The following is a 26,610-nucleotide window of genomic DNA, read 5'->3' as shown; positions in this document are numbered from 1 at the left end:
CCGGATTGCGGGGGAAGGCGCGGTCGTCAGTCGGCCTTCTTGTCCGCCTCGTCGCCCGAGACTTCCTCGAACTCGGCATCGACCACGCCGTCGTCGGCCGGGGCCGCAGCGTCTTCGCCGTCACCGGCTGCGCCCTGCTGCGAGGCATACATGGCCTCGCCCAGCTTCATCGAGGCCTGTGCCAGGGCAGTGGTCTTGGCCCGCAGGTCTTCGAGATCGGAGCCTTCACGCGCCGCCTTCAGCTCGTCGAGGGCGGTCTGGATGGCCGCCTTGTCGGGCTCGCCGATCTTGTCGCCGTGCTCGGCCATGGCCTTTTCAGTCGAATGGATCAGGCTGTCGGCTGAATTCTGGGCCTCGACCGTTTCCTTGCGCTGCTTGTCGGCCGCGGCATTGGCCTCGGCTTCCTTGACCATCTTGTCGATGTCCTCATCCGACAGGCCGCCATTGGCCTGGATGCGGATCGACTGTTCCTTGTTGGTCGCCTTGTCCTTGGCCGAGACGTGGACGATGCCGTTGGCGTCGATGTCGAACGTCACCTCGACCTGCGGCATGCCGCGCGGTGCGGGCGGAATCCCCATCAGGTCGAACTGACCCAGGATCTTGTTGTCCGCCGCCATCGGCCGCTCGCCCTGGAAGACCCGGATGGTCACGGCCGACTGGTTGTCCTCGGCGGTCGAGAAGGTCTGGCTCTTCTTGGTCGGGATGGTGGTGTTGCGCTCGATCAGCGGGGTGAACACGCCGCCCAGCGTCTCGATGCCCAGCGTCAGCGGGGTCACGTCCAGCAGCAGCACATCCTTGACGTCGCCTTGCAGCACGCCCGCCTGAACGGCGGCGCCCAGCGCCACGACCTCATCGGGGTTGACCCCCTTGTGCGGCTCCTTGCCGAAGAATTTCTTCACGGCTTCCTGAACCATGGGCATGCGGGTCATGCCGCCGACCAGCACCACTTCGTCAATGTCCGAGGCCTTCAGCCCGGCATCCTTCAGCGCCTTTTCACAGGGCGCGATGGTGCGCTGGACCAGATCCTCGACCAGCGCTTCCAGCTTGGAGCGGCTGAGCTTGATGTTCAGGTGCAGCGGGCCCGAGGCGTTCATGGTGATGAACGGCAGATTGACCTCGTACTGGGTGGTCGAGGACAGCTCCTTCTTGGCCTTTTCGGCCTCTTCCTTCAGGCGCTGCAGGGCCAGCTTGTCCTGACGCAGGTCGACGCCCTGCTCCTTCTTGAACTCGTCGGCCAGGTAGTCGACCAGACGCAGGTCGAAGTCCTCGCCGCCGAGGAAGGTGTCGCCATTGGTCGACTTCACCTCAAAGACGCCGTCACCGATCTCGAGGATCGAGACGTCGAAGGTGCCGCCGCCCAGGTCATAGACCGCGATCTTCTGGCCGTCGTTCTTCTCGAGGCCATAGGCGAGCGCGGCCGCCGTCGGCTCATTGATGATGCGCAGGACTTCGAGGCCGGCGATCTTGCCGGCATCCTTGGTCGCCTGGCGCTGGCTGTCGTTGAAATAGGCCGGGACGGTGATGACCGCCTTCTCGACCTTTTCGCCCAGATAGGCCTCGGCGGCCTCCTTCATCTTCTGAAGGGTGTAGGCCGAGATCTGCTGCGGCGAATAATCCTTGCCCTGGGCGCGCACCCAGGCGTCGCCGGTCGGGCCCTTGACGATCTCATAGGGCACCATGCCCTTGTCCTTGGCCACGACGGGGTCGTCGAAATTCCGGCCGATCAGGCGCTTGATGGCGAACAGGGTATTGGCCGGATTGGTCACGGCCTGACGGCGGGCGGGCTGGCCGACCAGCACTTCGCCGCCATCCTGGATCGCCACCACCGACGGGGTGGTGCGGTTGCCCTCAGCGTTTTCGATAACCTTCGGGGTCTTGCCGTCCATGACGGCTACGCACGAATTGGTCGTACCGAGGTCAATGCCGATGATCTTGCTCATGGACTCTACGTCTTGCTCCTGTTCGGCGGATGGCTCCGGGCCTCGTCTGAGCGCCCCTGTCAGCCACCCCCGGGGGGTTGGTGTTCGGTTCGGGCAAATCCCCAGAGAGACAAGGGGCTTTGCACCGGCTGATGCCGATATGGGAAGCGCAGGGGCACCCGCAAGCCCTTTCGTGCATACGGGCCCGCTGCGATCGGGGCTGAGATCGCCTCACCGCCTCACGGAAGACGATAATCAGGCTCCGTCAGGTGTCTCAGCATCGGCTGGACGCCAGTATGGGGGGCGCCTAAACAGGTCACACCGCCCGGAAACTGCGATTTCTGGATACCACTCGATGCAGGGATGACGCCCTTATGTCCAAGTTTTCCGGCCTGCGGCTCTGCGGCATTGTTTGCGCGACAGGTCTCCTGGCCCTTTCGGCCTGCCTGTTGGCGGCGCCGGCGCCCGGCTGGGCCCAGTCCGCGGATCAGTCGCGCGGGACAACGCGCGGCGCCCAGTCGTCCAATGACGGACAGAATCGCCGCGTGCGCGTCCATAACCAGACCGGCTGGACCATCGTCAGCCTCTATGCCACCGACCCTACCCGGACCGACTGGCGCGGCGACCTTCTGACGCCCGAGGCGCTGGCGACCGGCGACAGTGCGGTCATCGACGTCGACAATGGCTCCGGCGCCTGTGTCTATGTGGTGCGGGCGGAGTTTTCGAACGGCGAGCGGCTGGAACGGGTGGGCATCAACGTCTGCCGCATCGCGGACTACTACTTCACCCGCTGACCCGGGTCGCTGCGCCGATCATGACTGGACGTCCCGGAGCACAGGGCGCAGGCTCAACGCCTGACCTTGAGGAGACCGTCCGATGCGCCTGACCCGCCCCGAAGGCCCGACCGATCAGGATTTCCGTTTCAGCCGCAGGGCGCTGGCGACGGGGGGCCTGACCGGCCTGATGTTTGCGGGCTATGCCCCGGCCGCTCTCGCCCAGGATGCCAGCCCGATCGTCACCGACAGCGAAGGCCTCGTCACCGAGACCATTGCCTATTCGGCCCCCGACGGCTTCGATCTGCCCGCCTATGTTGCGCGCCCCGTGGGCGACGGCCCCTTTCCTGTGGTGATCGTCGCTTCCGAGATCTTCGGGGTGCACGATTACATCCGCGACATCTGCCGTCGGCTGGCCAAGGCGGGGTATGCGGCCATGGCCCCGGCCTTCTTCGTGCGGGTCGCGGATCCCGCGCCCCTGACCGATTTCGGCCGCATCCAGGAAATCGTCGGCCAGGCCGGCTATGAACAGGTCATGGGCGACATTTCCGCCGGCATGGAATGGCTGTCGCGCCAGCTCTGGGCCAGGGCGGACAAGGTCGGCATCACCGGCTTCTGCTGGGGTGGCAAGGTCGTGTGGCAGGCCTGCGCCCGCTTTGCTGCCATCGACGCCGGGGTCGCCTGGTACGGGCGTCTGGCCCCCGCCCCCGATGCCACACCCGAACAGATCGCCGCCGGCCAGCCCTGGCCCGTCGATCTCGCGGCCGATCTCAAGGCGCCGGTGCTGGGCCTTTATGGCGAGATGGATCGCGGCATTCCGCTGGCCAGCGTCGAGGTCATGCGCCAGGCCCTGCAGCGCGCCGGGCGCACCGACAGCCGCATCGACGTCTATGACGGGGCCCAGCACGGCTTCCACGCCGACTACCGCGCCAGCTACAAAGCCGATGCCGCCGCCGACGGCTGGGCAAAACTGCTGGGCCTGTTCGACGCGCGCCTGAAGGCCTGAGGCCTCAGACCCCAAATAATCAGGCCTTCGAGTCGTGGGCGCCGCCGGTCGCCGAGGCCGCCGCCTCATAGGCATGGGCCGCGTCTGAGGCCGAGGTGCCGGGCGCGGGTCCGGATCCCTTGGCCGCCACGACCACCATGGCCGGACGCACCGTGCGCCCGAACAGGGCATAGCCCGCCTGCAGCGTCTGGATCACCGACCCTCCGGGCACCGTCTCGGAGGGCTGCTCCATCATGGCCTGATGCAGGTGTGGATCGAACGCCTCACCCGCCTCGGGGGCCACGCGCACCAGATTGTTGCTGGCAAAGGCCGACAGCAGCGACTTCTGCGTCAACTCCAGCCCGGTCACCAGACCGGCGGCCGCGCCTTCGGCATCCTTGGGTGCCGCCTGCAGGGCCCGCTCAAGGTTGTCGGCCACGCCCAGCAGGTCGCGGGCAAAGCGCTGGATGGCATAGGCGCGGGCGTCATTGTTCTGGGTCTCGGCCCGGCGCTTGATGTTCTCGACCTCGGCCACGGCGCGGAGCGCCCGGTCCTTCCACTGGTCGCGCTCGTCGATGATGGCGTCGAGGTTGTCCATGCCCACCCCTGTATGGGCAGGATCGGAATTCAGGCCCGCCTCGGCATCGGCCTCATCGGCCGGATCGATGCCGTTCAGGTCGTCAAAGTCAGGGTCGTGCGGTGTGTCGTTCAAGGCTCTTGTCCGTCAAACAGTCGGCTCAGTACGCGGGCGGTGTAGTCCACCAACGGAATGATCCTGGCATAGTTCAAACGCGTGGGGCCGATCACGCCGACCGCGCCCAGCACCCGTTGTCGCCCCGTCATATAGGGCGCGGCGATCACAGAGGAACCCGAAAGTGAAAACAGTCGCGTCTCGGCGCCGATAAAAATGCGCACGCCCTGGGCCTCGGACACCCCGTCCAGCAGGCCGATAAGCTGTTCCTTCTGCTCCAGATCGTCGAACAGCACCCGCACCCGGTCCAGATCCTCCAGCGCCTCGCGATCCTGAAGCAGATTGGCCCGCCCCCGCACGATCAGCGACCGCGGCCCCGCCGCCCCCGACCAGGCCGCCATGCCGTCTTCGACCAGCCGGGCGGCGGCGGCATCCAGCGCCTGACGCGCCGTCGACAGCTCCTGGCTCATCTCGCCCCGGGCCTCGGTCAGGGAGCGTCCCTTCAGCCGCGCATTCAGAAAGTTCGAAGCCTCCTGCAGGGTCGACGGCGTCATGCCCGGCCCCATCGGCATCAGGCGGTTCTCGACCTGTCCGTCCTCGGCCACCAGAATGGCCAGGGCCTGATCGTGGCCCAGCGCCACGAACTCGACGTGCTTGATGCCCGTGTCGCGCACCGGGCTGGCGACAATCCCGGCCCCGCCCGCCAGCCCCGACAGCAGGGAAGACGCCTCGTTCAGCGCCTGATCGAAATCGACCCGCCCGCCCGGACGCGCCAGACCGGCCAGCCGCGCATCGATCTCGCGCCGCTCCTCGGTGCCGACGTCGCCGATCTCCAGCAGGCCGTCCACGAACAGGCGCAGACCCGCATGGGTCGGCACCCGGCCGGACGAAGTGTGCGGCGAGGCCAGCAGGCCCGCCAGAGTCAGGTCCTGCATGGTATTGCGGATCGAGGCCGGCGACAGGGCGATGGTCCCGCGCGACAGGGTCCGCGACCCGACCGGCTCGCCCGTTTCCAGATAGGTCTCGACGACGCTGCGGAAAATGTCGCGCGCCCGGGCGTCCAGGGTGGTCAGGGACGGCGAGGGATGAAAGGGCGTCGTGATCATGGGCAGCTCCGTCCGGCATCTGCGGGGGCCGGGCCTTCTGGCATCTGGGAACGGGACAGGGTCACGCTTTCAGGATAAGCACGCCCGCGACCCCATCCAATACGCAAAAGAGACATCATGCGCCCTTCCGACCGTTCGCCCGACCAGCTTCGCCCCGTGACCCTGGAAACCGGCGTCAATCGCTATGCCGAAGGCTCGTGTCTGGTGTCGTTCGGCCAGACGAAGGTGCTGGTCACCGCCTCGGTCGAGGAGCACCTGCCGCCGTGGCTGCGCGGCAAGGGTCAGGGCTGGGTGACGGCCGAATACGGCATGCTGCCCCGCGCCACCCATACCCGCGGCCGTCGCGAGGCCGCTTCGGGCAAACAGTCGGGCCGGACGCAGGAGATCCAGCGCCTGATCGGCCGCAGCCTGCGCGCCGTCGTCGACCTCAAGGCCCTGGGCGAGCGTCAGGTGACCCTCGACTGCGACGTCATCCAGGCCGACGGCGGCACCCGCACGGCCGCCATCACCGGCGCCTGGGTGGCGCTGGCCTCGGCGCTCGACTATCTGCGCGAGGAGGGGGTGCTCAAGACCGATCCCCTGACCGACCAGGTCGCGGCCATTTCCTGCGGCGTGTTCAATGACACCCCGGTTCTCGACCTCGACTACGAAGAGGATTCCAGCGCCGAGGCGGATTCCAACTTTGTCCTGACGGGTTCGGGCAGCATCGTCGAAATCCAGGCGACCGGCGAGAAGCGGGGCTTCAGCCGTGCGGAGTTCGATCGCCTGTTCGCCCTGGCGCACGGCGGCTGCGAGACGCTTTTCGCCCTGCAGCGTCAGGCGATCGGCCGCTGAGCCGTCCCAGATCCGAGACGTCACGCACACTGGCCCGCACCGGGGTGATGGGCCGCTGACCGGGTGACGGATCGGGCAGGCGCGCCCGGTCCAGCACCGCCTCCAGCGTCGCCGCCAGCCGGTCCAGCTTGGCCCGCCGGGTCGGTTTTCGGCCCGCGGCATCGGTGACGTAAAAGGCATCGACCGCCCGCTCGCCGAAATTGGCGATGTGGGCGGAGCGCAACGACAGCCCCTCGGCGGCGATGGCAGTGGCCAGTTCGGCCAGCAGGCCCGGCCGGTCCGCGCCCGAGACCTCGATGACGACCGCCTGACTGGCGGCGGTGGTGTCGATCATGACAACGGGCCGGACGTCAAAGGCCGCGCGACGGGCGCTGACGGCGGTCATCACCGTCTCCTCCTCCGGCACATCGGGGGTGCCCTCCGGCACCGCGCGGGCGGCGGCCTCGAGCGACCGGATCAGCCGCTCCAGCCGGCGGGGTTCGGCCTGTCCATAGGGCAGGCCCGCGCCGTCCTGCACCTCGAACACATCCAGCGCCAGACCGTCGGGCGCCGTCACGACCCGTGCCCCGACAATGTCCGCGCCTGCCCGCGACAGGGCTTGCGCAAGCGCCGCAAACAGGCCGGGCCGGTCGGCGGCGGCCACAGCCACCCGGGTCGTGGCCCGCCCCACCGCGCGGGGGTGCCGCTCTGCCGCCGGATCCGCGGCCCAGTCGACCAGAACATCGGCGGCGGCGCCGGTCTCGCGCGCCCGGGCGACCAGTTCGGGATAGGCCGCCAGCGGGTCGGGCTCGTCCACCGTCTCGCCCTTGAACACCGCCAGCACCCGGCGATGGAGGTCCCGCAGCAGCTGCCCCTTCCAGTTGTTCCACACGCCCGGGCCAACCGCGCGGATATCGGCGGCGGTCAGCACCAGCAGCATCCGCAGCCGCTCGGGGTCGCCGACCAGATCGGCGCAGGCCTGAACGGTGTCCGGATCGGTCACGTCGCGCTTCTGGGCATAGTCGGACAGGGCCAGATGGTGCCGCACCAGCCAGGTAACCAGCTCGATCCGGCGACTGTCGACGCCCAGCCGCTCGCACGCCCGCCGGGCCGCGATCGCCCCGTCCTCCAGCTGGCCGCGATCACCGCCCTTGCCGACATCGTGCAGCAGCATGGCCAGCATCAGCACTTCGGGATCGGTGATCCGGTGAATGATTTCGGACGCCAGCGGATGGTCGTCCTTCAGCTTGCCGCGCTTGATGTCATTGATGATGCCGACGGCCTGCAGGGTGTGCTCGTCGACCGTATAGGCGTGGTACATGTTGAACTGGGTCTGGCCGACGATCCGCCCCCATTCCGGCAGGAACCGCCCCAGCAGCCCGGTCTCATTCATGATGCTGAGCACCCGGTAGGGCCGCTGCCCGTGCGCCAGAACCGTCAGAAAGGCCCGGCTGGCCTCCTGGTCTCGGCGCAGGCGCGGGGTCACTCGGGGCAGCGACCGGGTCACGGCGGCAAACGCGTCGGGGTGCAGGTCCAGGTCCAGCCGGTCGGCCTCGACGAACAGGGTCAGCAGCCGGGTCGGGTCCTCGTCGAACACCTCGGGTCCGGTCACGCTCAGCCGGCCCCGGTCGACCAGAAAGCCGGGCGTCTCCAGCGGCTTGCCGCGCCCGGACCACAGGGCCGACAGGCCCCGCACCAGACCGCCGGCCTTCTTCTGCTGGCGGGCCTCCAGCTGGGCGCTCATGGCCCGGGTCAGGGCCCCGACGTCCCGCGCGACGAGGAAGTATCGTCGCATGAAGCGCTCGACCGCCGGCTCATCGCCGCGTCCGCGCCAACCCATGCGCCGCGCCACCTCGGGCTGCAGGTCAAAGGTCAGGGCTTCGACCGGTCGGTCGGCGATGCGGTGCATGTGGATGCGCACCTGCCACAGGAAATCAAAGGCCTCGGCAAACAGTCGCCGCTCGCGCCGCGTCAGCAGGTCCTCCAGCGCGGTCTCGCCCAGCGGGCTGTCCGGGGCCAGGCCCCGGGCGATCCAGAACAGGCAGTTGAGGTCGCGCAAGCCCCCCTTGCCGTCCTTGACGTTGGGCTCGACCCGATAGCGCACCGCGCCGACCTTCTGGTGCCGTGCCTCCCGCTCGGCCAATTTGGCGGCGATGAAGGGCCGCGCATCGGCCCGTTCCACCTGCTGGCGGAAACGCGTGAGAAAGGTCTCTGCCAGATCGCTGTCCCCGGCCAGCGGCCGCGCTTCCAGCAGGGCGGTGCGCACCGTCATGTCCGACTTGCCGACCGACAGGGCCTCGTCCATCGACCGCGAGGTGCTGCCGATCTTCAGCCCCAGATCCCACAGCACATAGAGGACGAACTCGGTCACCTGTTCGGTGCGCGAGGTCGACTTCCAGGGCCTGAGGAACATCAGGTCGAGGTCCGAATGCGGCGCCAGCACCCCCCGGCCATAGCCCCCGACCGCCAGCAGGGCGAGGCGCTGGGCGTCGGTCGGATTGGGAGCGGGGAACAGGTGCTCGGTGGTCACCCACCACAGGGCCTGAACCATGCGGTCCGCCGCCCGGGCATACAGGCGCGCCACCTCGACCCCGCCTGCGCCCTGCACCAGACGCTGGGCCGCCCTGGCCCGTCCGTTCGACAGGATTTCGGCGAGCACCGGGGCCAGCGCCGCCCGGGGCCGGGATGTCGCGGCCGCGGCCTCCAGCGCCGCGATCACCTCGGGGTCCAGGTCGGGCACCATCCCGATCAGAGCCGGCCCGGGCCGGCACCGCGCGACAGGGCCTTCAGGCGATAAAGGGCCTCCAGCGCCTCGCGCGGACTCAGGTCATCGGGCTCCAGCTCTGCCAGCGCCGCGACCATGGCGGGGGGGGCCACCGCCGCCGCGGGGGCAGGGGGCTCGGCCATGGCAAACAGCGGCAGGTCATCCAGACGGCTGTCGGCCTCGCCCGTGGTCTCCAGCTGGTCCAGAACTGCCCGGGCCCGCGCGACCACGCCGGGCGGCACCCCGGCCAGCCTGGCCACCTGCACGCCATAGCTGCGGTCCGCCGGACCGGCCACGGCCTCGTGCAGGAACACCAGATCGCCGTTCCACTCGCGGGCCCTCAGCGACAGATTGGCCAGATGGTCCAGCCGCCCCTCCAGCTGCGCCAGCTCGTGATAGTGGGTGGCGAACAGGGCGCGACAGCGGTTGGCTTCGTGCAGGGCCTCGGTCACGGCCCAGGCGATGGCCAGACCGTCATAGGTGGCCGTGCCCCGCCCGATCTCGTCCAGCACGACAAAGCTGCGGTCGGTGGCCTGATTGAGGATGGCGGCGGTCTCGACCATTTCGGTCATGAAGGTTGATCGGCCGCGGGCCAGATCATCCCCCGCGCCGACCCGGCTGAACAGTCGATCGACCACGCCCAGCCGCATGGCGCGCGCCGGCACAAACGCCCCCGCCTGGGCCAGCACGACCAGCAGGGCCGCCTGACGAAGGAAGGTCGACTTGCCCGCCATGTTCGGCCCCGTGACCAGGGCCAGACGCGGACATCCGTTCGCCCCCGCCCCGTCCAGCCGGCAATCGTTGGGTGTATAGGGCTTGCCCTCGGCCCGCACGGCCGCCTCGACCACCGGGTGGCGGCCGCCCTCGATGCACAGCTCCAGCCCGTCATCGACATCCGGCCGGACCGCGCCGACCTCTTCCGCCCATTCGGCCAGGGCTGCGGTGGCGTCCAGCCAGCCCAGCGCATCGGCCAGCGCCTGAATCGGGGCCGCCAGCTCGCGCACCCGGGCACGCCAGCCCTCGAAGGTCTCGACCTCCATGGCCGTCACCCGGTGCCCGGCCTGGGTGATGCGCGCGTCCAGATCGGACAGTTCGACGGTGGTGAACCGCACCTGATTGGCCAGGGTCTGGCGATGGATGAAGGGGCTTTCGGCGCCGCGCTGCATCAGCGGTTCGGCCTGTTTGGCCGTCACCTCGAGGAAATAGCCCAGCACGGCATTATGGCGCACCCTGAAGGGGATGCCGCTGTCGGCCACGGCCCGGGCCTCCAGCTCGGCGATTACCCGGCGGCTGTCGTCGCGCAGGGTGCGGGCCTGATCCAGCTCCGGCCGGTGTCCCGGGGCGACCAGTCCCCCGTCGCGGGCCAGATGCGGCGGATCCTCGACCAGACCCTCGTCCAGTTCGGCCAGCAGGGCCTGCAACGCCGCATCCGGCGTCAGGGCCGCCAGCGCCCGCTCCAGATCATGGGGCAGGGTCGGGTCCAGCCGGTCCGACCGGCGGGCGAACAGGGCGGTCAGTTCCTGGGCCGTCCGCGTCCCGGCCCGGATCGCCGCCAGATCGCGCGGCCCGCCCCGTCCCAGCGCCAGCCGGGTCAGGGCCCGCGCCGTATCCGATGACCCCTTCAGCAGGTCGCGGACCTCGCCTCTCAGACTGCGGTGCTCGACCAGCCAGCCGACCGCATCCAGCGCCCGGTTGATGCGGTCCGGGTCGCGCCCCGGCCGGGCCAGCCGTTCGGCCAGCGCCCGCGCCCCGCCGGCGGTGACGGTCCGGTCCAGCGTGTCCAGCAGCGACCCCGTCCGCTCCCCCCTCTGGGTGCGGTCGATCTCAAGGCTCAGCCGGGTGGCCGGGTCGATCGCCAGATGCTGGCCCTCGACAGACCGGCGCGGTGGCGACAGCACCGGCACCACCCCGACCTGGGTGGTCTCCAGATAGGCGGCGATCAGGCCCAGCGCCGAAATCTCGACCGGCTCAAAGGCGCCAAAGGCATCCAGTGTCGCCACACCATACAGGCGCGCCACCCGCTCGGCGGCGGCCCGGGGCTCGGCCAGCGCCTGGGCCAGCGGCTGGACCGGCGCACCGGCGGTGGCCAGCGCCTGATCCAGGTCGGCATCGCCGAATAGCCGGTCGGGCACCAGAATCTCGGACGGCGAGAAGGCCACGAGCGTCGAGGCCAGATCGCCCGCGTCGCAGACGGCGGTCTCCACCCGGCCCGACGACAGTTCGACGGCGGCCACGGCGGCCCGGCCACTGCGCAGGGTCACCGCCACCAGCCGGTTGGCCCCGCGCGCATCCAGCAGGCTGTCCTCGGTGAGGGTGCCGGGGGTGACGACCCGCACGATCTCGCGCCGGACCACGGCCTTGGAGCCCCGTTTCTTCGCTTCGGCCGGGTCTTCGGTCTGGTCACAGATGGCCACCCGGTGGCCCTGCCGGATCAGCCGGGCCAGATAGCCTTCCATGGCATGGGCGGGCACCCCGGCCATGGCGATGTCCTCGCCCAGATGCTTGCCCCGCTTGGTCAGGGCCAGCCCGAGCGCACCCGCCGCCACCTCGGCATCCTCAAAGAACAGCTCGTAGAAATCGCCCATGCGGAAGAACAGCAGGGCATCCGGCTGGGCCGCCTTGGCTTCCAGGAATTGGGCCATGACCGGGGTCGCGCCCTCTGTGGAGCGCACCGGCTGTTCGGCGACGGGGGGTGGGGAAAGCGGACGGTTCATGCCTCGCCACAGGGTGACGGATCGCGCGCCCGGTCTCAAGCGTCTCTTGCGCGCCGCGACGGGCGCTGCGACAAGCGCGACAGGCGGTTAAGGGAACGCGGTCCAAAACCGCGGCTGTGCCCGCAACTGTAGGCGGCCAGGCCGTCGTCCGGTCCGGGAGCAATCCCGGCGTCACTGAGCGGTCTTCGGACGGTTCGGGAAGGCGAGGGCGGCGGCTGTCGATCCGCAAGCCAGGAGACCTGGCCGCCGATGTCGCTCGTCTTCTGTCCGGGACCAGACAGAGGCGCGGGACTTCCGTCGAAGCGACCCGATCCCAGCGCCGGCCCCCCATCCGGGGGTCGGGATCGGTCGCACCTTGAACGCCCGTCGCGCGCTGCCGCCGGGCCGACGGAGACTGTCCATGAGACATCTGATGACGACGGCATCGCTGGCGGTGCTGTGCCTGTGCGCGAGCCCCCCCGCCCTTGCCCATGATCCCGGCCCCGGCGATCCCGGCGATCCGGTGGAGTTGGAGGAGGTGATCGTCACCGCCACCCGCCTGCCGCAGCCGGAAGCCGAGACCCCCGGCGCCCGGGTGTTTACCAAGGCCGATATCGAGGCGCGCGGCGCGATCTTTGCCGCCGACCTGCTGGCCGAGGTGCCGGGCGCGGCCGTGACCCGCACCGGACCCTTCGGCGGCCTGACCCAGCTGCGCCTGCGCGGAGCCAGCCCCGGCAAGACCCTGGTGCTGATCGACGGTGTGCCGGTCAATGATCCGGCCGAGATCAACGGCGCCTATGACTTTTCCAGCCTCAGCCTGTCCGACATCGCGCAGATGGAGGTCCTGTCGGGGCCCCAGTCCTCGCTGTGGGGGTCGGATGCCATCGGCGGGGTCGTGGCCCTGACCACGCGCGAGGTCGACGGCGTCCGCGCCGATCTGGAGGCGGGCTCCCTGAATACCCGACGCGGCGCTCTGTCCGTGGGCCGGGCCGGAGAGCGGGGGGCGCTGGGGCTCAGCGTCTCCGGCTTCCGCACCGACGGGGTCTCGGCCGCCGTCGCCGGCACCGAGGACGACGGCTTTGAGACCCTGACGGCGGGGCTCAAGGGCCGGATCACGCCGCGCGCCGGGGTCGAGCTGGACGGCGCCCTGCGCTGGACGCAAAGCCGGGTCGAGATCGATGGCTATCCCGCCCCCGCCTATGTGCTGGGCGACACCGACGATGTGTCGAAAAGCGAGGCTTGGTCAGGCCACGGGCGGTTGTCGGTCCGGACCGGCGGGGTGCGTCACCGGCTGACGCTGGCGGCATCGGACATCGCGCGCGAGACCCGCTCCGACTTTGCCAACCGGTTCGAGGCCGACCGGCAGGTCTGGCGCTGGGACATGGACGGCACGGGCGGCGAGGGCCGCCTCAGTTGGGCGGCCGGGCTGGAGCGGCGCGCGGAGTCCGCCGACCTCGACAGCGGCCTGTCCGACGATCTGGGCACCCGCTCGGTCTATGGCACCGTGCTGTTTCCGATGACCTCCCGCGTCACGGTCGGCGCGGCGCTTCGCCATGACGATACCGATGATTTCGGCGCCGCGACCACGGGCCGGCTGACCGCCCATGCTGACCTCGGCGCGGGCTTCGGCCTCTCAGGAGCCTTCGGCACAGGCTTCAAGGCCCCGACGGTGAGCCAGTCGGTCTGTGACTTCTGCTTCTCCGCCGATCCCTTCCCGGCGCTGAAGCCGGAGCACGCCGAGGGGGCCGAGCTGGCCCTCGGCTGGCAGAGTCCGGGCGGCGGCCTGACGGGGCGGTTGACGGTCTATCGCCTGACCATCGAGGACCAGATCATCTACCGCTTCGATCCGCTGACCTTTGACAGCGTCTATATCAATCTGGACCGCACCCGCACCGAGGGCATCGAGCTGGAGGGGCGCGCCCTGTTGGGCGGGGGCTTTGACCTCAGCCTGACCTATGGCTGGACCGATGCCCGGGACGACACCACGGGTCTGGCCCTGCTGCGGGTGCCGGAACACGCGGGCACGGTCGGTCTGGGCTATAGCGGCGCGCGGCTGAGCGGACGCCTGACCGTCCGGGCCGAAGGCGATATGCCGGACTCGGGTGGTACGCGCGACGGCTTTGTCACCGCCGATCTCAACCTCGGCTATGCGCTGACGGATCAGGTCGAGCTGACCGCCCGGGTCGACAATCTGTCTGACGAGCGCTGGCAGTCGCTACGGGGCTATGGCGAGCCGGGGCGGACCGTCGCCCTCGGGATCAGGCTGCGCTACTGACGCCGGAAAAGGCGGCGGCCGTATCCCCGGTCGCCGCCAGCCGTCCGCCCTGGTCGAAGACCGTCCAGTCCAGAGCGGGCCGGGCCGCATTGACGGCGGCCAGCAGGGCGCGGGTCTCGGCGGCCGAGGTGACACAGGCCAAAAGGCTTGAGCCCTCGGCCATGCCGATCAGGCTGTCGGCGGCATAGGCCAGCGCGGCCTGCATGGGGTCCAGGCGCGCTTCGGCCAGACGCCGGCGCAGGCGCGACAGCAGAACGACGTCGGCCGCCGAAGCCCCGACCATTTCGTCCGACCCGGCAAACAGCAGCCCATTGGCCAGAACCGAGGCCAGCTGCACCGCCACCCCCTGTTCGGCGAGCGCCGCCAGTACGCCGTCGCGGCGCGCGCGCTGGTCCAGAATGTTGAGCGGCAGCTGGATCAGATCGGGCTGAAAGCGCCGCGCCACCAGCACCGGACTGTCCTCCAGCCGGGTGCGGATGCCGATGCGCCGGAACAGGCCACGATCCTTGAGGGCGACCAGACGCTCCCACAGGGTGCGGCCCTCGGCTCCGGCCAGATCGCGCCCATCGCGGACCAGCAGCACATCACCGCGCGGCAGACCCAGGCGCTCCAGCGACCGGCGGGCCCGGGCCTCGATCCGGTCGGGGCCTTCGCTGGCATCCAGCGTCGTCACCGATACCTGAAAGGGGGAGGGGAAGGGCCAGGCCTGACACAGGGTGCGTTCGTCATCACCCTCGGGCCGGGTCAGGATGCGGCGAATGCCGCCGTCCGCGGCGGTCTGCAGCAGTTGGGCAAGGCCGGTCTCGCGCGACAACGCGCCACCCACAGCCTCGCGCGGGGCAGCGGGGACCACGGCGAGCGCCAGTTGGGCGGCGGGAGGGGCGGAAATCTCTGAACTCACCCGACGATCCTGACGCCGAATGTTTAAGGGCGCCTCACCGAGAGTTTGCCAGAACCTTACCGCACGCTGTTTTCCGGTCAGTCTGCGTCCGGCTGCCGGTCCGGGTGGGCGGCGATGAAGGCGGAGTGATCGGCTGCGGCCGCCTCGATCGCCAGCAGACGCGGAAAGGCCTCCAGCGGCACATTGAACCGGCGCGCGGAATAGATCTGCGGGATCAGATAGCAGTCGACCAGACCGGGCGTGTCGCCAAAGCTCCAGCCTGCACCGTTCCGCCCGACCAGGGTCTCCAGCGCCTCGAACCCCGGCGTGATCCAGCGCCCGGCCCAGGCGTCGACCGTCGCCTGATCCGCCTCGAACTGGCTGCGCAGGGCCTTCAGCACCCTCAGATTGTTGAGCGGATGGATGTCGCATCCGATGACGGCCGCCATGGCCCGCACCGTGGCCCGGTCCATCGCCGTATCGGGCAACAGGGGCGGTCGCGGATGGCGCTCTTCCAGCCATTCCAGAATGGCCGGGCTTTGCACCAGCACCCCCTCGGGCGTCTCCAGCGCCGGCACCATCCCCTGCGGGTTGAGCGCCAGATAGGCGTCGGACTTCTGGGCCCCGGTGCGCAGGTCAATGCCGCGCGTCTCATAGCTCAGCCCCTTGAGATTGAGCGCGATACGGGTCCGGTAGCTGGTGCCCGATCGAAAATAGCCGTGCAGGATCATGAAAACCTCAGCTCCGGGGCGGCCCCATGGTGAAGGACAAGGGCGCAAGCCCTTCTATCACAGCCTCGACACGGTCGCCGGTCTGAACCGGCCCCACCCCGGCCGGCGTGCCGGTAAAGATCAGATCGCCCGGGCCCAGGTCCCACAGGCGCGCGGCCTGCTCCACAATCTCATGCGGGGCCCAGATCATGTCGGATAGGCGCGCCGACTGACGCCCCTCCCCATTGACCGACAGCCGGATGGCCGAGGCGGCATCCGGTCCGGGTCCGGTCGTCAGGGCGCCGCAGGGCGCGGACTGATCGAACCCCTTGGCCGCGTCCCAGGGGCGGCCCCTGGCCTTGGCCTCGGCCTGCAGGTCGCGGCGGGTCAGGTCACACCCGACCGCCCAGCCGACGATCTCGGCCGCCTCGCCCAGCGCCAGCACCAGTTCGACCTCGTGGTGCAGGTTTCCGGTCATCGACGGAAACAGCGGATCGCCGCCATCGGTGACCAGCGCCATGGCCGGCTTGGAGAAGAAGAACGGCGCCGGCCGATCCGGGTCGGCCCCCATTTCGCGGGCATGGTCGACATAGTTCTGGCCGACGCACAGGATCCGCCGGACGGCATAGCGCCGGGCGCTGTCAGCGACGGGCAGGGACGGGGTCTCGGGCGGGGGGATCAGCCACTGGATCATGGCGTCACGCTTAAGGCGGGTCTTCGACCTCCGCAACGGCCCGACAGTCTGCGCGAGGGTCGCCGTTCATGCTGCAATGCGGGAACCCGCTGGCGTCGGTAGCGTTGGCTCCTTATATCTCTTACTATCGTCAAGCTTACAGACCGGGAGCGTCACCATGGCCACCACAAAGGCCCGCGAAGACATCAAGAACGACCTGAAAACCCTCAAGGAAGACATCAAGGTGGGGGCCCGCGAAGAGGGTGAACGCCTGCGTGCCCGTGCCGAGGCCGCCGAGGCCCGCCTGCGCAACAAGGCAGACGAAGTCCGCGGTCAGGCCGAAGCCTATTATGAGCAGGCCCGCGTGCGCGGCCGCGAATATTATGACGATGCCGCTGAGCGCTTCGACGAAGCCCAGCGCTATCTGGTCGAGCGGGTGCAGGAGCGTCCGATGCAATCGACCGGTATCGCGCTCGGCATCGGCGTTGTGATCGGCATGCTGCTGGCCGGTCGTCGCCACTGATGCTGGGACGCGGACTCGTCAAGAAGGCCGTCGCCGTTGCGGTGGCGGCCGGAGCCGCATTCGTTGCCGTGCTCTGTTTCGGGGCGGTGGTTTTCTTCGCCCTGTCCGTGGTGATCGTGCCCATGGCGGCAGCAGCCGTGACGTTCCTGCTGTTCGCCCTGGCGGCGCTCGCCGTGGTTATGGTCTTCCTCAAGAAGGCCGAGGGTGACGACGAAGAAGACGAGTCCAGCCTCACGGACGGTCTTGCCGGCCGGGCTTTCCAGCTGTTCCGCAACCGGCCCATCCTGGCCTCGGTTGCGACGCTGGCAGGCGGGTTCATCTTCCTCCGGAATCCGGCGCTGGCCACCATGGTGGCGGCCGCCTTCACCGAAAAGAGCCGTCATCGCTGAGGCGACCGCGGCCCTATTCCACCACCGGATCGCCTGACGCGCCTGCGGGATTGAGTTTCCAGCGGATGCGCGTTTCCGCGTCCGTGCGGGCGGAGCCCCGGACGACGATCTGCAGGGCGCGCCGCGTCTGACCCTCGACACTGTGTACCGAAGGCTCGATGGCGACATCGGGCCCGTCGGTGCGGAACCACCATCCCCGCCCCGAGTGGCCGCGCAACAGGATCGAGCGCCGGTCGCGCGCCAAAGACGCCTGCACGCCCGGCTCCAGCTGGAACCGCACGGCATAGGGGGCGGCCAGAACCGGCGGCGGGCTGGGGGCATGGTCGGCCGGGAACAGGCGTTCCTCGGCGCGCAACTCATCCAGCCGTTGATCCAGATACAGACGACGCTGGTGGGCCAGACCCGTCAGCGGCGCCCAGCCGTCATGCTGGGCTTCCAGCCACAGGGCGCCGTCACCCTGCCGCTCCTCATGATGAACGGCGTAGGGCCGGGTCAACAGGCGAGGCCCCAGAAGGTCGGCCTGCCAGCCGCCCAGAGGTTCACCCAGCGAGGTCTCGCTGAGGGTCAGGGTCGAATGGCCCGGCGTCAGCCTCAGCCCCTGACGTTCGAAGGCCCGGGGCGTCCACCCACAGCCGGTGATCAGCCGGTCGCGACCACAGACAATTTCCAGCGCCAGCGGCTGGGCGCAGGCCGCCTCGGTCCAGGCCCCGCGCGGCGGTGCCTCGACATCGACCACGAGGCTGAGCAAGGGGCTCCGCATCCGCGCCAGACCCCCCACAGGGGGTTGGGGCGGGGCGGTCGAGGTCGTCTCGGCGACCGGGGCCAGTCCGGCAGCGGACAGGGCCGCCGTCACCCGTGCTGCAGTCGAGACCCCGCCCCCGTGAACGCCCGGCAGACGCCCGTCGGGCAGGGTGAGGGCCTGAGTCGCGACCGCAAGCCTTTGCAGTGCGGCCTCCAGCGGTTCGGGCACCGGCTCGGACAGCTGCGTCAGCCCGTCCTTGAGCGTCAACAGATCAAACAGCAGCTCCAGCCCCGCTTCCGGGCTGCGCGACATATGGGCACCGTCGGGTCTCAGCGTGCGCGACAGGGCCCGCGGCAGCCGCTTCAGGGCACGCCGGCGCAGGCGCGCTCCGGACATACCGGCCAGCGCACATCCGGTGACAGCCACGGCCACGGCCCGGGTCGCCGCTCCCGCCGCCGGCCCCGGGGGGCGCAATAGCTGACGGGCTTGCCGCGCGACCAGCACGGCCAGCAGGCCGCGCTCGGTATCGGTGGCGACGGCCCCCATGCGCCGAAGGGCCGGGGCCAGATGCAGCAGTCGCCGGGCCATCCGGTCGGGGTCCCACGCAAACGGCGCCCAACGGTGAAACACCCGCCCCCAGGCCAGAGTCAGCCGCAGCGCCTCGCGCGCCCCGGCCTCGCCCTCCTGCATCAGGGCGGGCAGCCAGTCGAAACTGTGGAGCGCCTCGGCAAAGCCGCGCGACGGACTGGCCCGGTCCCACGGGTCCTGAGGGGCGGGGACATCCAGGCTGATCCCGGCCAGGGTAAAGCGCCCCTGCAGGATGGGCTTGCCGGCGCCGGGGGCCTCAAGCGGGCGAAAATCGCGGGGTGTGGCCGCAAAGGCCGAGGGCTTCAGCCCCCAGGGCCTGCCCTTCAGCGTCTGGCCATAGCCGGGCAGGCCATAAAGCTCGATCCAGATCTGGCGGGTCATCAACCGCCCGATTACCAGCGGCCAAATACGGGCACCGGGCCGGGCGCCCGACGGCCTGACCGGCGTCCGGGGCGGTGCCCCGCGCAGGCCGGGAATCTGGCCTTCGGGAACCGAGGCCTCGGGCCTGGCGAACGGGCCGATCCCCGCCATCAGCGGCCCTTCAGCGCCGCAATATTGTCGGCATAGGCCGACGGACCCCCGCGGAATACGGCCGTGCCCGCTACCAGCGCATCGGCCCCGGCGGCGACACAGTCTGCCGCATTGTCCGCCGTCACCCCGCCATCGACCTGCAGGGTGGCCTTCGATCCGGCGGCATCCAGCCGCTGGCGGACCCGCGCGATCTTGTCGAGCGAGGCCGGGATGAATTTCTGCCCGCCAAAGCCCGGATTGACCGACATGATCAGCACCAGATCGACCAGATCGATCACCTCGTCCAGAATCCCGACGGGTGTCCCCGGGTTCAGAACCACGCCCGCCCTGGCGCCCAGCTCCCGGATCCGGCCCAGCGTCCGGTGCAGGTGCGGCCCGGATTCCGGATGCACGCTCAGCACATCGGCCCCGGCCTTGTGATAGGCTTCCAGCCACGGATCGACCGGCGCCACCATCAGGTGCACGTCGAACGGCAGCCGGGTGTGGGGGCGAAGCGCCTTCACCACGTCCGGGCCGATGGTCAGATTGGGTACGAAATGGCCGTCCATGACATCGACATGGACCCAGTCGGCGCCCGCGGCCTCCAGGGCAGCGACCTCCTCGCCCAGCCGGGCAAAGTCAGAGGCCAGTATGGACGGACAGATCAGGGGTGCGCTCATGGCCCCGGGATAGGCCGAGGCCCGCCCCGGAGCAAGACCCGCGCATGTCTCAGGCGGCGGCGCGCCGCATCGTCAGGCTGGCGCGCTGGGCATCGCTCAGCACGGCGTCGTCCATCCGGGCCCCGGTCAGGTCGGCCCGGTCCATCACCGCCCCGGTAAAGTCCGTGGCGACCAGACGGGCATAGCGCAGCCCGGCATCCGACAGATTGGTCGGCATCGACCGCCCCCCGCCCAGCGGCAGGGCCGCCAGCAGCGCCCCGTCCAGATCCGCGTGGCTGAGGAGAGCGCGCATCATGCGCGCGCCCCGCAGATCTACCCCGCGAAGGTTACAGCCCCTCAGGTCCGCCCCCTCCAGATTGGCGCCCTGCAGTGCCACGTCCGACAGGTCCATGCCGACCAGGCAGGCGCCCTTGGCATTGAGCGCAGGCAGCTTCAGCCCCTTCAGCCGGGCCCCCAGCGGGCGAAGGTCCTTGCCCTCGAAATTGGCCGGCGCGCCCAGCACCCCGCCGCTTTCGGCCCAGGCATTGGCATCCAGCGCCTGCTCCAGCAGGGCATCGGCCTCGGTAATGGCCTCCAGCGTCGGCTCGCGCAGACAGCCGGTCATGTCGGTCCGTTCCGTACGCGCCGTGTCAAAGGCGACATGGGTCAGGACCGCGCCGATCATGCGGGCCCCTGACAGATTGGCCCCCCCGACGTCGGCCCCTTCCATCATGGCGCCCGACAGGTCGGCGTCCTTGAGGTTGGCGCGGGTCAGGCGGGTGTCCTTCATGGCGCAGTCGGTAAAGTCGACCTTGAAGGCGCTGAAGCCCTCCAGGGTTGCCCCGTTCAGCGTGGCCCCGGTGAAGCTGGCGCCGTCGGCATTGCCCTGATGGGTCTCGTGCTTGACCGATGACAGCCCCTTGGTCGCGTGCGGGACGGCGATCACGCCCTCGCGGAAATCCGCCTGGGTCAGGTCCGCCCGCGCCAGATCCGCGCCCCTGAGACAGGCCCCGCGAAGATCGGCACGCGCCAGCTGGGCACTGCTCAGATCGGCTTCGCGCAGGTCACAGCAGAACAGGACGGCGCGGTTCAGTCGCGCGCCGGACAGTTTCGTCCCCCGCAGGGAACAGCCGGTAAAGTCGGCTTCCTCCAGATTGCGTCCCGCCAGATTGAGCCCGTCCAGGGCCATGAATTTGAGCGCCAGCCGCCGACCGCCTGCCCGGCCTTCGACAAAGCGCTCATGCGCCATGACCAGCATCTCCACATCACCTTGTCCGAGGGCGCGGCGCGTGAAACTCATGCAGGTATTCCTTCGGAATTCAGGCCCAGCGCCCCGGTCAGGACAGCGCCGGACAGATCGGTCAGTCGCATCTGGCACCCATGCAGGCGCGCCCGGCTGAGGTCGGCCCCGGTCAGACGGCCATTTCTCAGGTCCGCCCCCGACAGGTCCGCCCCGCGCAGGATGGCGCCGGTCAGATCGGCGGGCAGAATTCGGTCGGCGGACAACAGCAGAGGCCCCAACTGGGCCTGACGCAGATCGGCGCCGTTCAGCCGCGCTCCGGCCAGTCGCGCCCCGCGCAGGTCGGCCCCCCGCAGGCTACAGGCGCGAAGGTCGGCCCCTTCCAGATGAGCGCCCTGCATCTGCACCCCCTCCATGTCCAGGCCATAGAAGATCGCACCGCGCGCCGACAGCGCCGTCAGGTTCAGACCCCGGATCGACTTCAGCGAGCGCAGGTCGACGCTGTCGAACACGGAGGGCTTGCCCTCGACTCCCCCGGTTTCGCACCACAGGGCATGGTCGCGCAGCATGTCGGCGGCCGGCAGGCGCGACACCGGATCACCGGAAGACCGGTCATCGGTCAGGCTGCCTTCCATACGGGCGCCGTCCGTCCGCCAGGACTGGCGGTTGACGCCGACCAGCACCGCGTCGCGCAGGTCCGCCCCTGACAGGTCCGCGCCGGACAGGTCGGCCCCGGCCAGATCGGCCCCCCTGAAGCTGGCCTGTTTCAGATTGGCCCGCACCAGTTTGCAGTCCTTCATCACCGCATCGGTAAAATCTGCGGCCACGGCGACCACGCCGGTCAGGCGCGAGCGCTCCAGATTGGCCCCGGCCAGACAGGCCCCGTGGGCCTGGGTCTCATGCCGGGCCCGGGCTTCGATGACACGGAAACCCATGCGGGCATCGGCGGCGGCAATGGTGCCTTCGCGCAGATCCGCCTCGAACAGGTCGGCCCCCGTCAGATCGGCGCCCCTCAGACAGGCCCCCCGCAGGTCGGAGCGCCGCATGGACGCCTCGGCCAGCATCACATCCTGCATGTCCGCGCCAAAGAAGGTGGCATTGTCCAGGCGCGCCCCCGACAGGTCGCAGCCCGTCAGATCGGCGGCGGAAAAATCGGCATCGGCCAGATTTCGACCCTTCAGGTCCAGCCCGCTCAGGTCCATCCAGGCGAACACCGCCCGCGCTCCGCCGGGCCGGGCCTGCCACAGGCGATCGTGGCGGGCGCAGATCGCGTCCACCTCGCTCTGGGTCAGCCGTCGCCGTGCGACAGGTTCAGCAGCCTGGGCCATGGCCGCACGCTGACACGATTACGCTTAAGGAAGGTTTGCTGTCCGGCCTCAGACCTTCAGCAGGCCCTGATCCTTCAGGCTGTCGGCCAGTTCGCCCGGCGACACCCACAACCGCGTGTAGCCGGCCTCGCCCAGCCGGCTCAGCTCGCCCATCAGATCGGCGCGCGGCGAGGCGGTAAAGCGGGCATCAAACCCGTCCCCCGTCTCGCTGATCCGCACCAGCGGCCGGCCGGTCTCCAGCCGGTGCAAAAACCCTTCGCACAGCGCCAGCGCCTCATCGGCCATCAGGCCGGTCTCGACCTCCAGCCCGGCCTGACGCAGGCGCTCGGTGCCCCGGCCCGAGGCAAAGGGCGAGGGGTCGAGCGCCGCGATCACCACCCGCGACACCCCGGCCTCCGCCAGGAAGTGGGCGCACGACTTGCGCCCCGACGACCGCGCCCCGCACGGCTCCAGCGTCACATAGGCCGTCGCGCCCTTCGCCCTGTCGCCGGCGGCGGGAACCGCCTGTTCCTCGGCGTGGGGCCGGCCGCCCTGGGCGGTGGCGGCCTCGGCAACCACCTCGCCGTCGTTGACCAGCACACAGCCGACCGCCGGATTGGGCCAGGTCTCCCCCATCCGCGCCTGCGCCAGCTCTATGGCGCGGGCCATATGGCGGGCGTCGTCGGGCGCGCTCACGCCTGCGTCTCCGGCAGCGGCGGAAGGTCTGCCGCCCGCCCCGTGTCCAGATAGCGGGCCGCCGTGGGCACCAGATCGCTGTCCAGATCGATCTCCAGCGGATTGCCGGTCGGAATCTCGACGCCGACGATCCGGTCGTCCGGCACAGAAAACAGATGTTTGACGATGGCCCGCAGCGAATTGCCGTGGGCGGTGATCAGCACATCCTCTCCGGCCTTCAGGCGCGGCGCGATCTCGGCGTCCCAATAGGGAAGCACCCGGTCCAGCGTGGTCTTCAGGCTCTCGGTATCGGGGATCGTCTGGCCCTCATACAGGGGGTCCCCGGCAAAGCTGTGCGGATGGTCGGCCTCCATCGGCGGGGGCGGCACATCATAGCTGCGGCGCCAGATCCGGACCTGATCCTCGCCGTGCTGCTCGGCCGTCTCGGCCTTGTTGAGGCCGGTCAGTCCGCCATAGTGCCGCTCGTTCAGGTGCCAGTCGCGCACGATCGGCACGTCTTTCAGACCCGCCGCCGCCAGCGCCAGATCCCCGGTCCGCCGGGCCCGCTTCAGCACCGAGGTGAACATGACGGCCGGGGTGAAACCGGCCTCCGAGATCAGCGCGCCGCCCTTTCTGGCCTCGGCCTCGCCCTGATCGGTCAGGTCGACGTCGACCCAGCCGGTGAAGCGGTTCTCGAGGTTCCACTGGCTCTGGCCGTGACGCAAAAGGACGAGGCGGGGCATGCAGATCTCCGGATGACAAGGGTTTTCGCCTAGGCGTCCCCCGGGCGGGGGTCAAGCCGGGCCGCAGGTCGCGATCCTTCGCAGGCCGTTTGATCGGCCCGCCCCTTTTCTCCTATAGCCCTCCGCTGTTCCCTGTTGCCCCGAGGTGTCTGATGCCCGGCCTGATCGCTCCGACCGGCTTTCGCGAATATGACGCCCGCTGGGTTCTGGGCCCCGATCTGGACCTTGAGGGTGTCGAGACCCTGGGGCTGGCGCTGGCCACCCTGCTGCACGAGCTGGACAGCCCGCGCTTGGTCACCGGCCACGATTTCCGCAGCTATTCCGGGGATGTGAAATCAGCCCTGATCCGGGGTCTGGTCGCCGGCGGGGCCGAGGTCCACGACATCGGCCTCACCCTGACCCCCATCGCCTATTTCGCCCGCGAGGCCCTCGGCGTGCCCGCCGTCGCCATGGTCACCGCCAGCCACAACGAAAACGGCTGGACCGGGGTCAAGATGGGCGCCCATCCGCCCTTCACCTTCGGCCCGGAGGAAATGGCGCGGTTGAAAGCTCTGGCGCTCGAGGGCGGACGGATCGAGCGACCCGGCGGGCACGTCGTCACCGTTCAGGACTTCGCCGAGCGCTATCAGGCCGAGGTCGCGTCCGGGCCGAAACTGTCCCGGCCGATCCGGGTTCTCGCCGCCTGCGGCAATGGTACGGCCGGAGCCTTTGTCCCCGAGGCCCTGCGCCGCATGGGCGCCGAGGTGATCGAGATGGACACCGACCTCGACTGGACCTTCCCTCGCTACAACCCGAACCCCGAAGACCGCGTCATGCTGGACGCCATGGCCGAACGGGTCCGCGAGACGGGGGCCGATCTGGCCCTGGGCTTTGACGGCGACGGCGACCGCTGCGGCGTGGTCGATGATCGGGGCCGCGAAATCTTCGCCGACCGCATGGGGCTGATGCTGGCGCGCGATCTGGTCGCAGATCATCCCGGCGCGACCTTTGTCGTCGATGTGAAGTCGACCGGCCTCTACCGAACCGACCCCGTGCTGGCGGCCGCCGGGGCGCGCGTCGTCTATGGCATGACCGGCCACAGCCATATGAAGCGGGCGGTCGCCGCCGAAGGCGCGCTGGTCGGCTTTGAAAAGTCGGGCCACGTCTTCTTCGCCCCGCCGCTCGGCCGTGGCTATGACGACGCCCTTGTGTTCGCCCGGGAAATCCTGCGCCTGCTGGACCGGGCGGGTGGCCGCCGCCTGTCGGAACTGGAGGCCGACCTGCCGCAGGCCTTCACCTCCCTGACCATGAACGCCCATTGTCCGGATACTGAGAAATATGCGGTGGTCGAGCGGATCGCATCGGAATACCGGGCGCTGGCGGCCGCCGGTGGCACTGTGCTGGGCCGGGGTATTCTGGAGCTGGTGACGGTCAACGGCATCCGGGTCGAGCTGGAGGGCGGTGCCTGGCTGCTGGTCCGCGCCTCCTCCAACAAGCCCGAGCTGGTCGTGGTGGTCGAAAGCCTGACGTCAGAGGCCGACATGCGGGCGCTTTTCCATGACGAGGTCAAACCCCGGCTGGCCGCCCATCCCGAGGTCGGGGGCTGGAATCAGGAAGTTTGACCGCACCCGCGCAGCGGTCCATTAGGCCCTCGACCGGGAGGACGGGTGACCAGCTCAAGCGACCAGATCGTCATCATCGGCGGCGGATTTTCCGGCGCCATGGCCGCCGCGCGTCTGGCTGAACGGGGCGTGACCTCGACCCTGATCGATGCCGGCGGCGATTTCGGCCTCGGCGTGGCCTATTCCACCCCGTTTGACGGCCACCTGCTGAATGTACGCTCGAACCGGATGAGCGCCGTCGAGGACCGGCCCGGCGATTTCGTCGACTGGCTGGGGCTCAACCATCCAGACCGCGCCGATCCGGAAGGCTTCGCGCCCCGCAGGCTCTATGGCCTCTACGTCCAGGACCGTCTGCGCGCGGTCGAGGCATCGCATCCCGGGCGGGTCACCCGGGTGCAGGGCTGCGCCGGGGTGATCGAGGGCAAGACCGTCCTGCTCGACGACGGCCGCCGCGTGTCCGGCCGGGCCATCGTGCTGGCGACCGGCAATCCCGCGCCCCGCACAGCGTCGGCGGACAGCCGGCGGATCATCGCTGACCCCTGGGCGCCGAGCGCGCTCGACGGGATCCGCGGCGACGACCGCGTCGCCATCATCGGCACCGGCCTGACCATGGTCGATATGGCGGTCTGGCTGAAGGCCCGGGGCTGGCGCGGGCCGCTGTTCGCCCTGTCCCGTCGGGGGCTGGGCCCGCGCGCCCATCACGATCACCCCGAGGCCCCGCTGCCGGTCTTGCCCGAGCTGGCCGACGGCCCCGCCTCGGCGCGGCTGTCTGCGGCCCGTCGGCTGGCGAAGCAGGGTCAGTGGCGGGCGCTGATGGAGGGTCTGCGCCCGGTCACCGGCGATCTGTGGCGCGCGGCGGATGCCGCCACCCGCGCCCGGTGGGTGCGCCACCTGCGCCCCTTCTGGGATGTGCATCGTCACCGCATCGCCCCCGCCATTGCAGCAGAAATCCAGGCCCTGGCCGACGCCGGGCGTCTGACCGTCACCGCCGGGCGGGTGGTCTCGGTGGCGCCTGCCGGTGATGGCGTGACCCTCACCTTCCGGCCCAAGGGCGCAACCGTCACCGAGAGCGTAGCCGCGGACTGGCTGATCGACTGTACGGGCCCGGGCCACGATCCCGCCCGCGATCCGCTGACGGGGCCGCTGATCTCGACCGGCCGCGCCCGCCTCGACCCCCTGCGGCTGGGACTGGATCTGGATGACAGCGGACGCGTGCTGACGGCCGACGGCACCCCCGATCCGACGCTGATGGTCCTGGGCCCCCCCGCCCGGGCCACCTTCTGGGAAACCGTCGCCGTCCCCGACATCCGCAAACGGATCGAGGTCCTGGCCGGGACGTTGGCTGAGTAAG

The 26,610-nt window shown here is 69.8% G+C and carries 22 protein-coding genes and 1 riboswitch; of the genes, 8 read left to right on the top strand and 14 right to left on the bottom strand.

The window, feature by feature from the left end; all coding sequences use genetic code 11:
* Window positions 1–26 precede the first annotated feature (26 nt).
* Window positions 27–1,940 carry a molecular chaperone DnaK gene (dnaK, locus tag V7672_RS07290; RefSeq protein ID WP_335623935.1) on the bottom strand — a complete coding sequence of 638 codons (1,914 nt, stop codon included), beginning with the start codon at window positions 1,938–1,940 and terminating at the stop codon, window positions 27–29.
* Window positions 1,941–2,293: 353 nt separating this feature from the next.
* On the opposite strand from dnaK, the gene V7672_RS07285 reads away from it, so the two are divergent.
* Together V7672_RS07285 and V7672_RS07280 are read left to right on the top strand one after the other, a co-directional pair.
* On the top strand, window positions 2,294–2,713 hold the full coding sequence (locus V7672_RS07285) for a hypothetical protein (protein WP_335623934.1): 420 nt from the start codon (window positions 2,294–2,296) through the stop codon (window positions 2,711–2,713).
* 82 nt (window positions 2,714–2,795) lie between these two features.
* Window positions 2,796–3,698, top strand: coding sequence for a dienelactone hydrolase family protein (locus tag V7672_RS07280; RefSeq protein ID WP_335623933.1), 903 nt, complete (start codon window positions 2,796–2,798; stop codon window positions 3,696–3,698).
* 19 nt (window positions 3,699–3,717) lie between these two features.
* Here V7672_RS07280 and grpE read toward each other — a convergent pair whose 3' ends face one another.
* Window positions 3,718–4,389: a nucleotide exchange factor GrpE gene (gene grpE, locus V7672_RS07275; RefSeq protein WP_335623932.1), complete on the bottom strand. Its 672-nt coding sequence runs from the start codon at window positions 4,387–4,389 to the stop codon at window positions 3,718–3,720.
* Window positions 4,386–5,474 carry a heat-inducible transcriptional repressor HrcA gene (gene hrcA, locus V7672_RS07270; protein WP_335623931.1) on the bottom strand — a complete coding sequence of 363 codons (1,089 nt, stop codon included), beginning with the start codon at window positions 5,472–5,474 and terminating at the stop codon, window positions 4,386–4,388. The genes grpE and hrcA overlap by 4 nt, the downstream gene beginning before the upstream one ends.
* A gap of 117 nt (window positions 5,475–5,591) precedes the next feature.
* Here hrcA and rph point away from each other — a divergent pair, with 117 nt between their 5' ends.
* A complete protein-coding gene (gene rph, locus V7672_RS07265) occupies window positions 5,592–6,308 on the top strand; it encodes a ribonuclease PH (protein WP_335623930.1) in 717 nt (238 codons plus the stop codon).
* Here rph and glnD read toward each other — a convergent pair.
* Together glnD and mutS are read right to left on the bottom strand one after the other, a co-directional pair.
* Window positions 6,217–9,027: a [protein-PII] uridylyltransferase gene (glnD, locus tag V7672_RS07260; RefSeq protein WP_335623929.1), complete on the bottom strand. Its 2,811-nt coding sequence runs from the start codon at window positions 9,025–9,027 to the stop codon at window positions 6,217–6,219. The genes rph and glnD overlap by 92 nt on opposite strands.
* An 8-nt stretch (window positions 9,028–9,035) precedes the next feature.
* Window positions 9,036–11,765: a DNA mismatch repair protein MutS gene (mutS, locus tag V7672_RS07255; RefSeq protein WP_335623928.1), complete on the bottom strand. Its 2,730-nt coding sequence runs from the start codon at window positions 11,763–11,765 to the stop codon at window positions 9,036–9,038.
* Between the two features lie 68 nt (window positions 11,766–11,833).
* Window positions 11,834–12,026, top strand: a riboswitch (cobalamin riboswitch).
* A gap of 139 nt (window positions 12,027–12,165) precedes the next feature.
* Between mutS and V7672_RS07250 the strand changes: the two genes are divergently transcribed.
* Entirely contained in the window at window positions 12,166–14,019 is a 1,854-nt protein-coding gene (locus V7672_RS07250; protein WP_335623927.1) for a TonB-dependent receptor plug domain-containing protein, read from the top strand.
* Here the strand turns inward: V7672_RS07250 and V7672_RS07245 are convergent.
* The 3 genes from V7672_RS07245 to V7672_RS07235 form a co-directional block, all read right to left on the bottom strand.
* The gene (locus V7672_RS07245; protein ID WP_335623926.1) at window positions 14,003–14,920 is read right to left on the bottom strand and encodes an aldo/keto reductase; all 918 of its coding nucleotides are present in this window, start codon (window positions 14,918–14,920) and stop codon (window positions 14,003–14,005) included. The genes V7672_RS07250 and V7672_RS07245 overlap by 17 nt on opposite strands.
* Before the next feature lie 77 nt (window positions 14,921–14,997).
* On the bottom strand, window positions 14,998–15,630 hold the full coding sequence (maiA, locus tag V7672_RS07240) for a maleylacetoacetate isomerase (RefSeq protein WP_335623925.1): 633 nt from the start codon (window positions 15,628–15,630) through the stop codon (window positions 14,998–15,000).
* A 7-nt stretch (window positions 15,631–15,637) separates the two neighbouring features.
* A complete protein-coding gene (locus V7672_RS07235; protein WP_335623924.1) occupies window positions 15,638–16,303 on the bottom strand; it encodes a fumarylacetoacetate hydrolase family protein in 666 nt (221 codons plus the stop codon).
* 157 nt (window positions 16,304–16,460) lie between these two features.
* On the opposite strand from V7672_RS07235, the gene V7672_RS07230 reads away from it, so the two are divergent.
* Both V7672_RS07230 and V7672_RS07225 read left to right on the top strand, forming a co-directional pair.
* Window positions 16,461–16,805, top strand: coding sequence for a DUF883 family protein (locus V7672_RS07230; protein WP_335623923.1), 345 nt, complete (start codon window positions 16,461–16,463; stop codon window positions 16,803–16,805).
* Window positions 16,805–17,194 (top strand): hypothetical protein, encoded by a 390-nt coding sequence (locus V7672_RS07225; RefSeq protein ID WP_335623922.1) that lies wholly within the window; start codon window positions 16,805–16,807, stop codon window positions 17,192–17,194. The genes V7672_RS07230 and V7672_RS07225 overlap by 1 nt, the downstream gene beginning before the upstream one ends.
* A gap of 13 nt (window positions 17,195–17,207) precedes the next feature.
* Here the strand turns inward: V7672_RS07225 and V7672_RS07220 are convergent, their stop codons facing one another.
* From V7672_RS07220 to gpmA, 6 genes are read right to left on the bottom strand one after another with little or no spacing between them, the layout of a single operon-like run.
* Window positions 17,208–19,055, bottom strand: a complete 1,848-nt coding sequence (locus V7672_RS07220) for a heparinase II/III family protein (protein ID WP_335623921.1) — start codon at window positions 19,053–19,055, stop codon at window positions 17,208–17,210.
* Entirely contained in the window at window positions 19,055–19,714 is a 660-nt protein-coding gene (gene rpe / locus V7672_RS07215; protein ID WP_335623920.1) for a ribulose-phosphate 3-epimerase, read from the bottom strand. The genes V7672_RS07220 and rpe overlap by 1 nt, the downstream gene beginning before the upstream one ends.
* 49 nt (window positions 19,715–19,763) lie before the next feature.
* Window positions 19,764–20,993, bottom strand: a complete 1,230-nt coding sequence (locus V7672_RS07210) for a pentapeptide repeat-containing protein (RefSeq protein ID WP_335623919.1) — start codon at window positions 20,991–20,993, stop codon at window positions 19,764–19,766.
* Window positions 20,990–22,261: a pentapeptide repeat-containing protein gene (locus V7672_RS07205; protein WP_335623918.1), complete on the bottom strand. Its 1,272-nt coding sequence runs from the start codon at window positions 22,259–22,261 to the stop codon at window positions 20,990–20,992. Before V7672_RS07205 ends, V7672_RS07210 begins: the two co-directional genes overlap by 4 nt.
* A 48-nt stretch (window positions 22,262–22,309) precedes the next feature.
* On the bottom strand, window positions 22,310–22,936 hold the full coding sequence (ribD, locus tag V7672_RS07200; RefSeq protein ID WP_335623917.1) for a bifunctional diaminohydroxyphosphoribosylaminopyrimidine deaminase/5-amino-6-(5-phosphoribosylamino)uracil reductase RibD: 627 nt from the start codon (window positions 22,934–22,936) through the stop codon (window positions 22,310–22,312).
* Window positions 22,933–23,658, bottom strand: coding sequence for a 2,3-diphosphoglycerate-dependent phosphoglycerate mutase (gpmA, locus tag V7672_RS07195; protein WP_335623916.1), 726 nt, complete (start codon window positions 23,656–23,658; stop codon window positions 22,933–22,935). The genes ribD and gpmA overlap by 4 nt, the downstream gene beginning before the upstream one ends.
* A gap of 152 nt (window positions 23,659–23,810) precedes the next feature.
* On the opposite strand from gpmA, the gene V7672_RS07190 reads away from it, so the two are divergent.
* Both V7672_RS07190 and V7672_RS07185 read left to right on the top strand, forming a co-directional pair.
* A complete protein-coding gene (locus V7672_RS07190; RefSeq protein ID WP_335623915.1) occupies window positions 23,811–25,259 on the top strand; it encodes a phosphomannomutase/phosphoglucomutase in 1,449 nt (482 codons plus the stop codon).
* Between the two features lie 45 nt (window positions 25,260–25,304).
* A complete protein-coding gene (locus V7672_RS07185; RefSeq protein ID WP_335623914.1) occupies window positions 25,305–26,609 on the top strand; it encodes an FAD/NAD(P)-binding protein in 1,305 nt (434 codons plus the stop codon).
* The last annotated feature ends 1 nt before the right edge of the window (window position 26,610 follow it).

The sequence above is a fragment of the Brevundimonas sp. genome (assembly GCF_036963785.1).
In the GTDB taxonomy this organism is placed as follows: Bacteria; Pseudomonadota; Alphaproteobacteria; order Caulobacterales; family Caulobacteraceae; genus Brevundimonas.
Note: the sequence above shows the minus strand (reverse complement) of the source record. Positions and strands in the feature narration are given on the sequence as shown.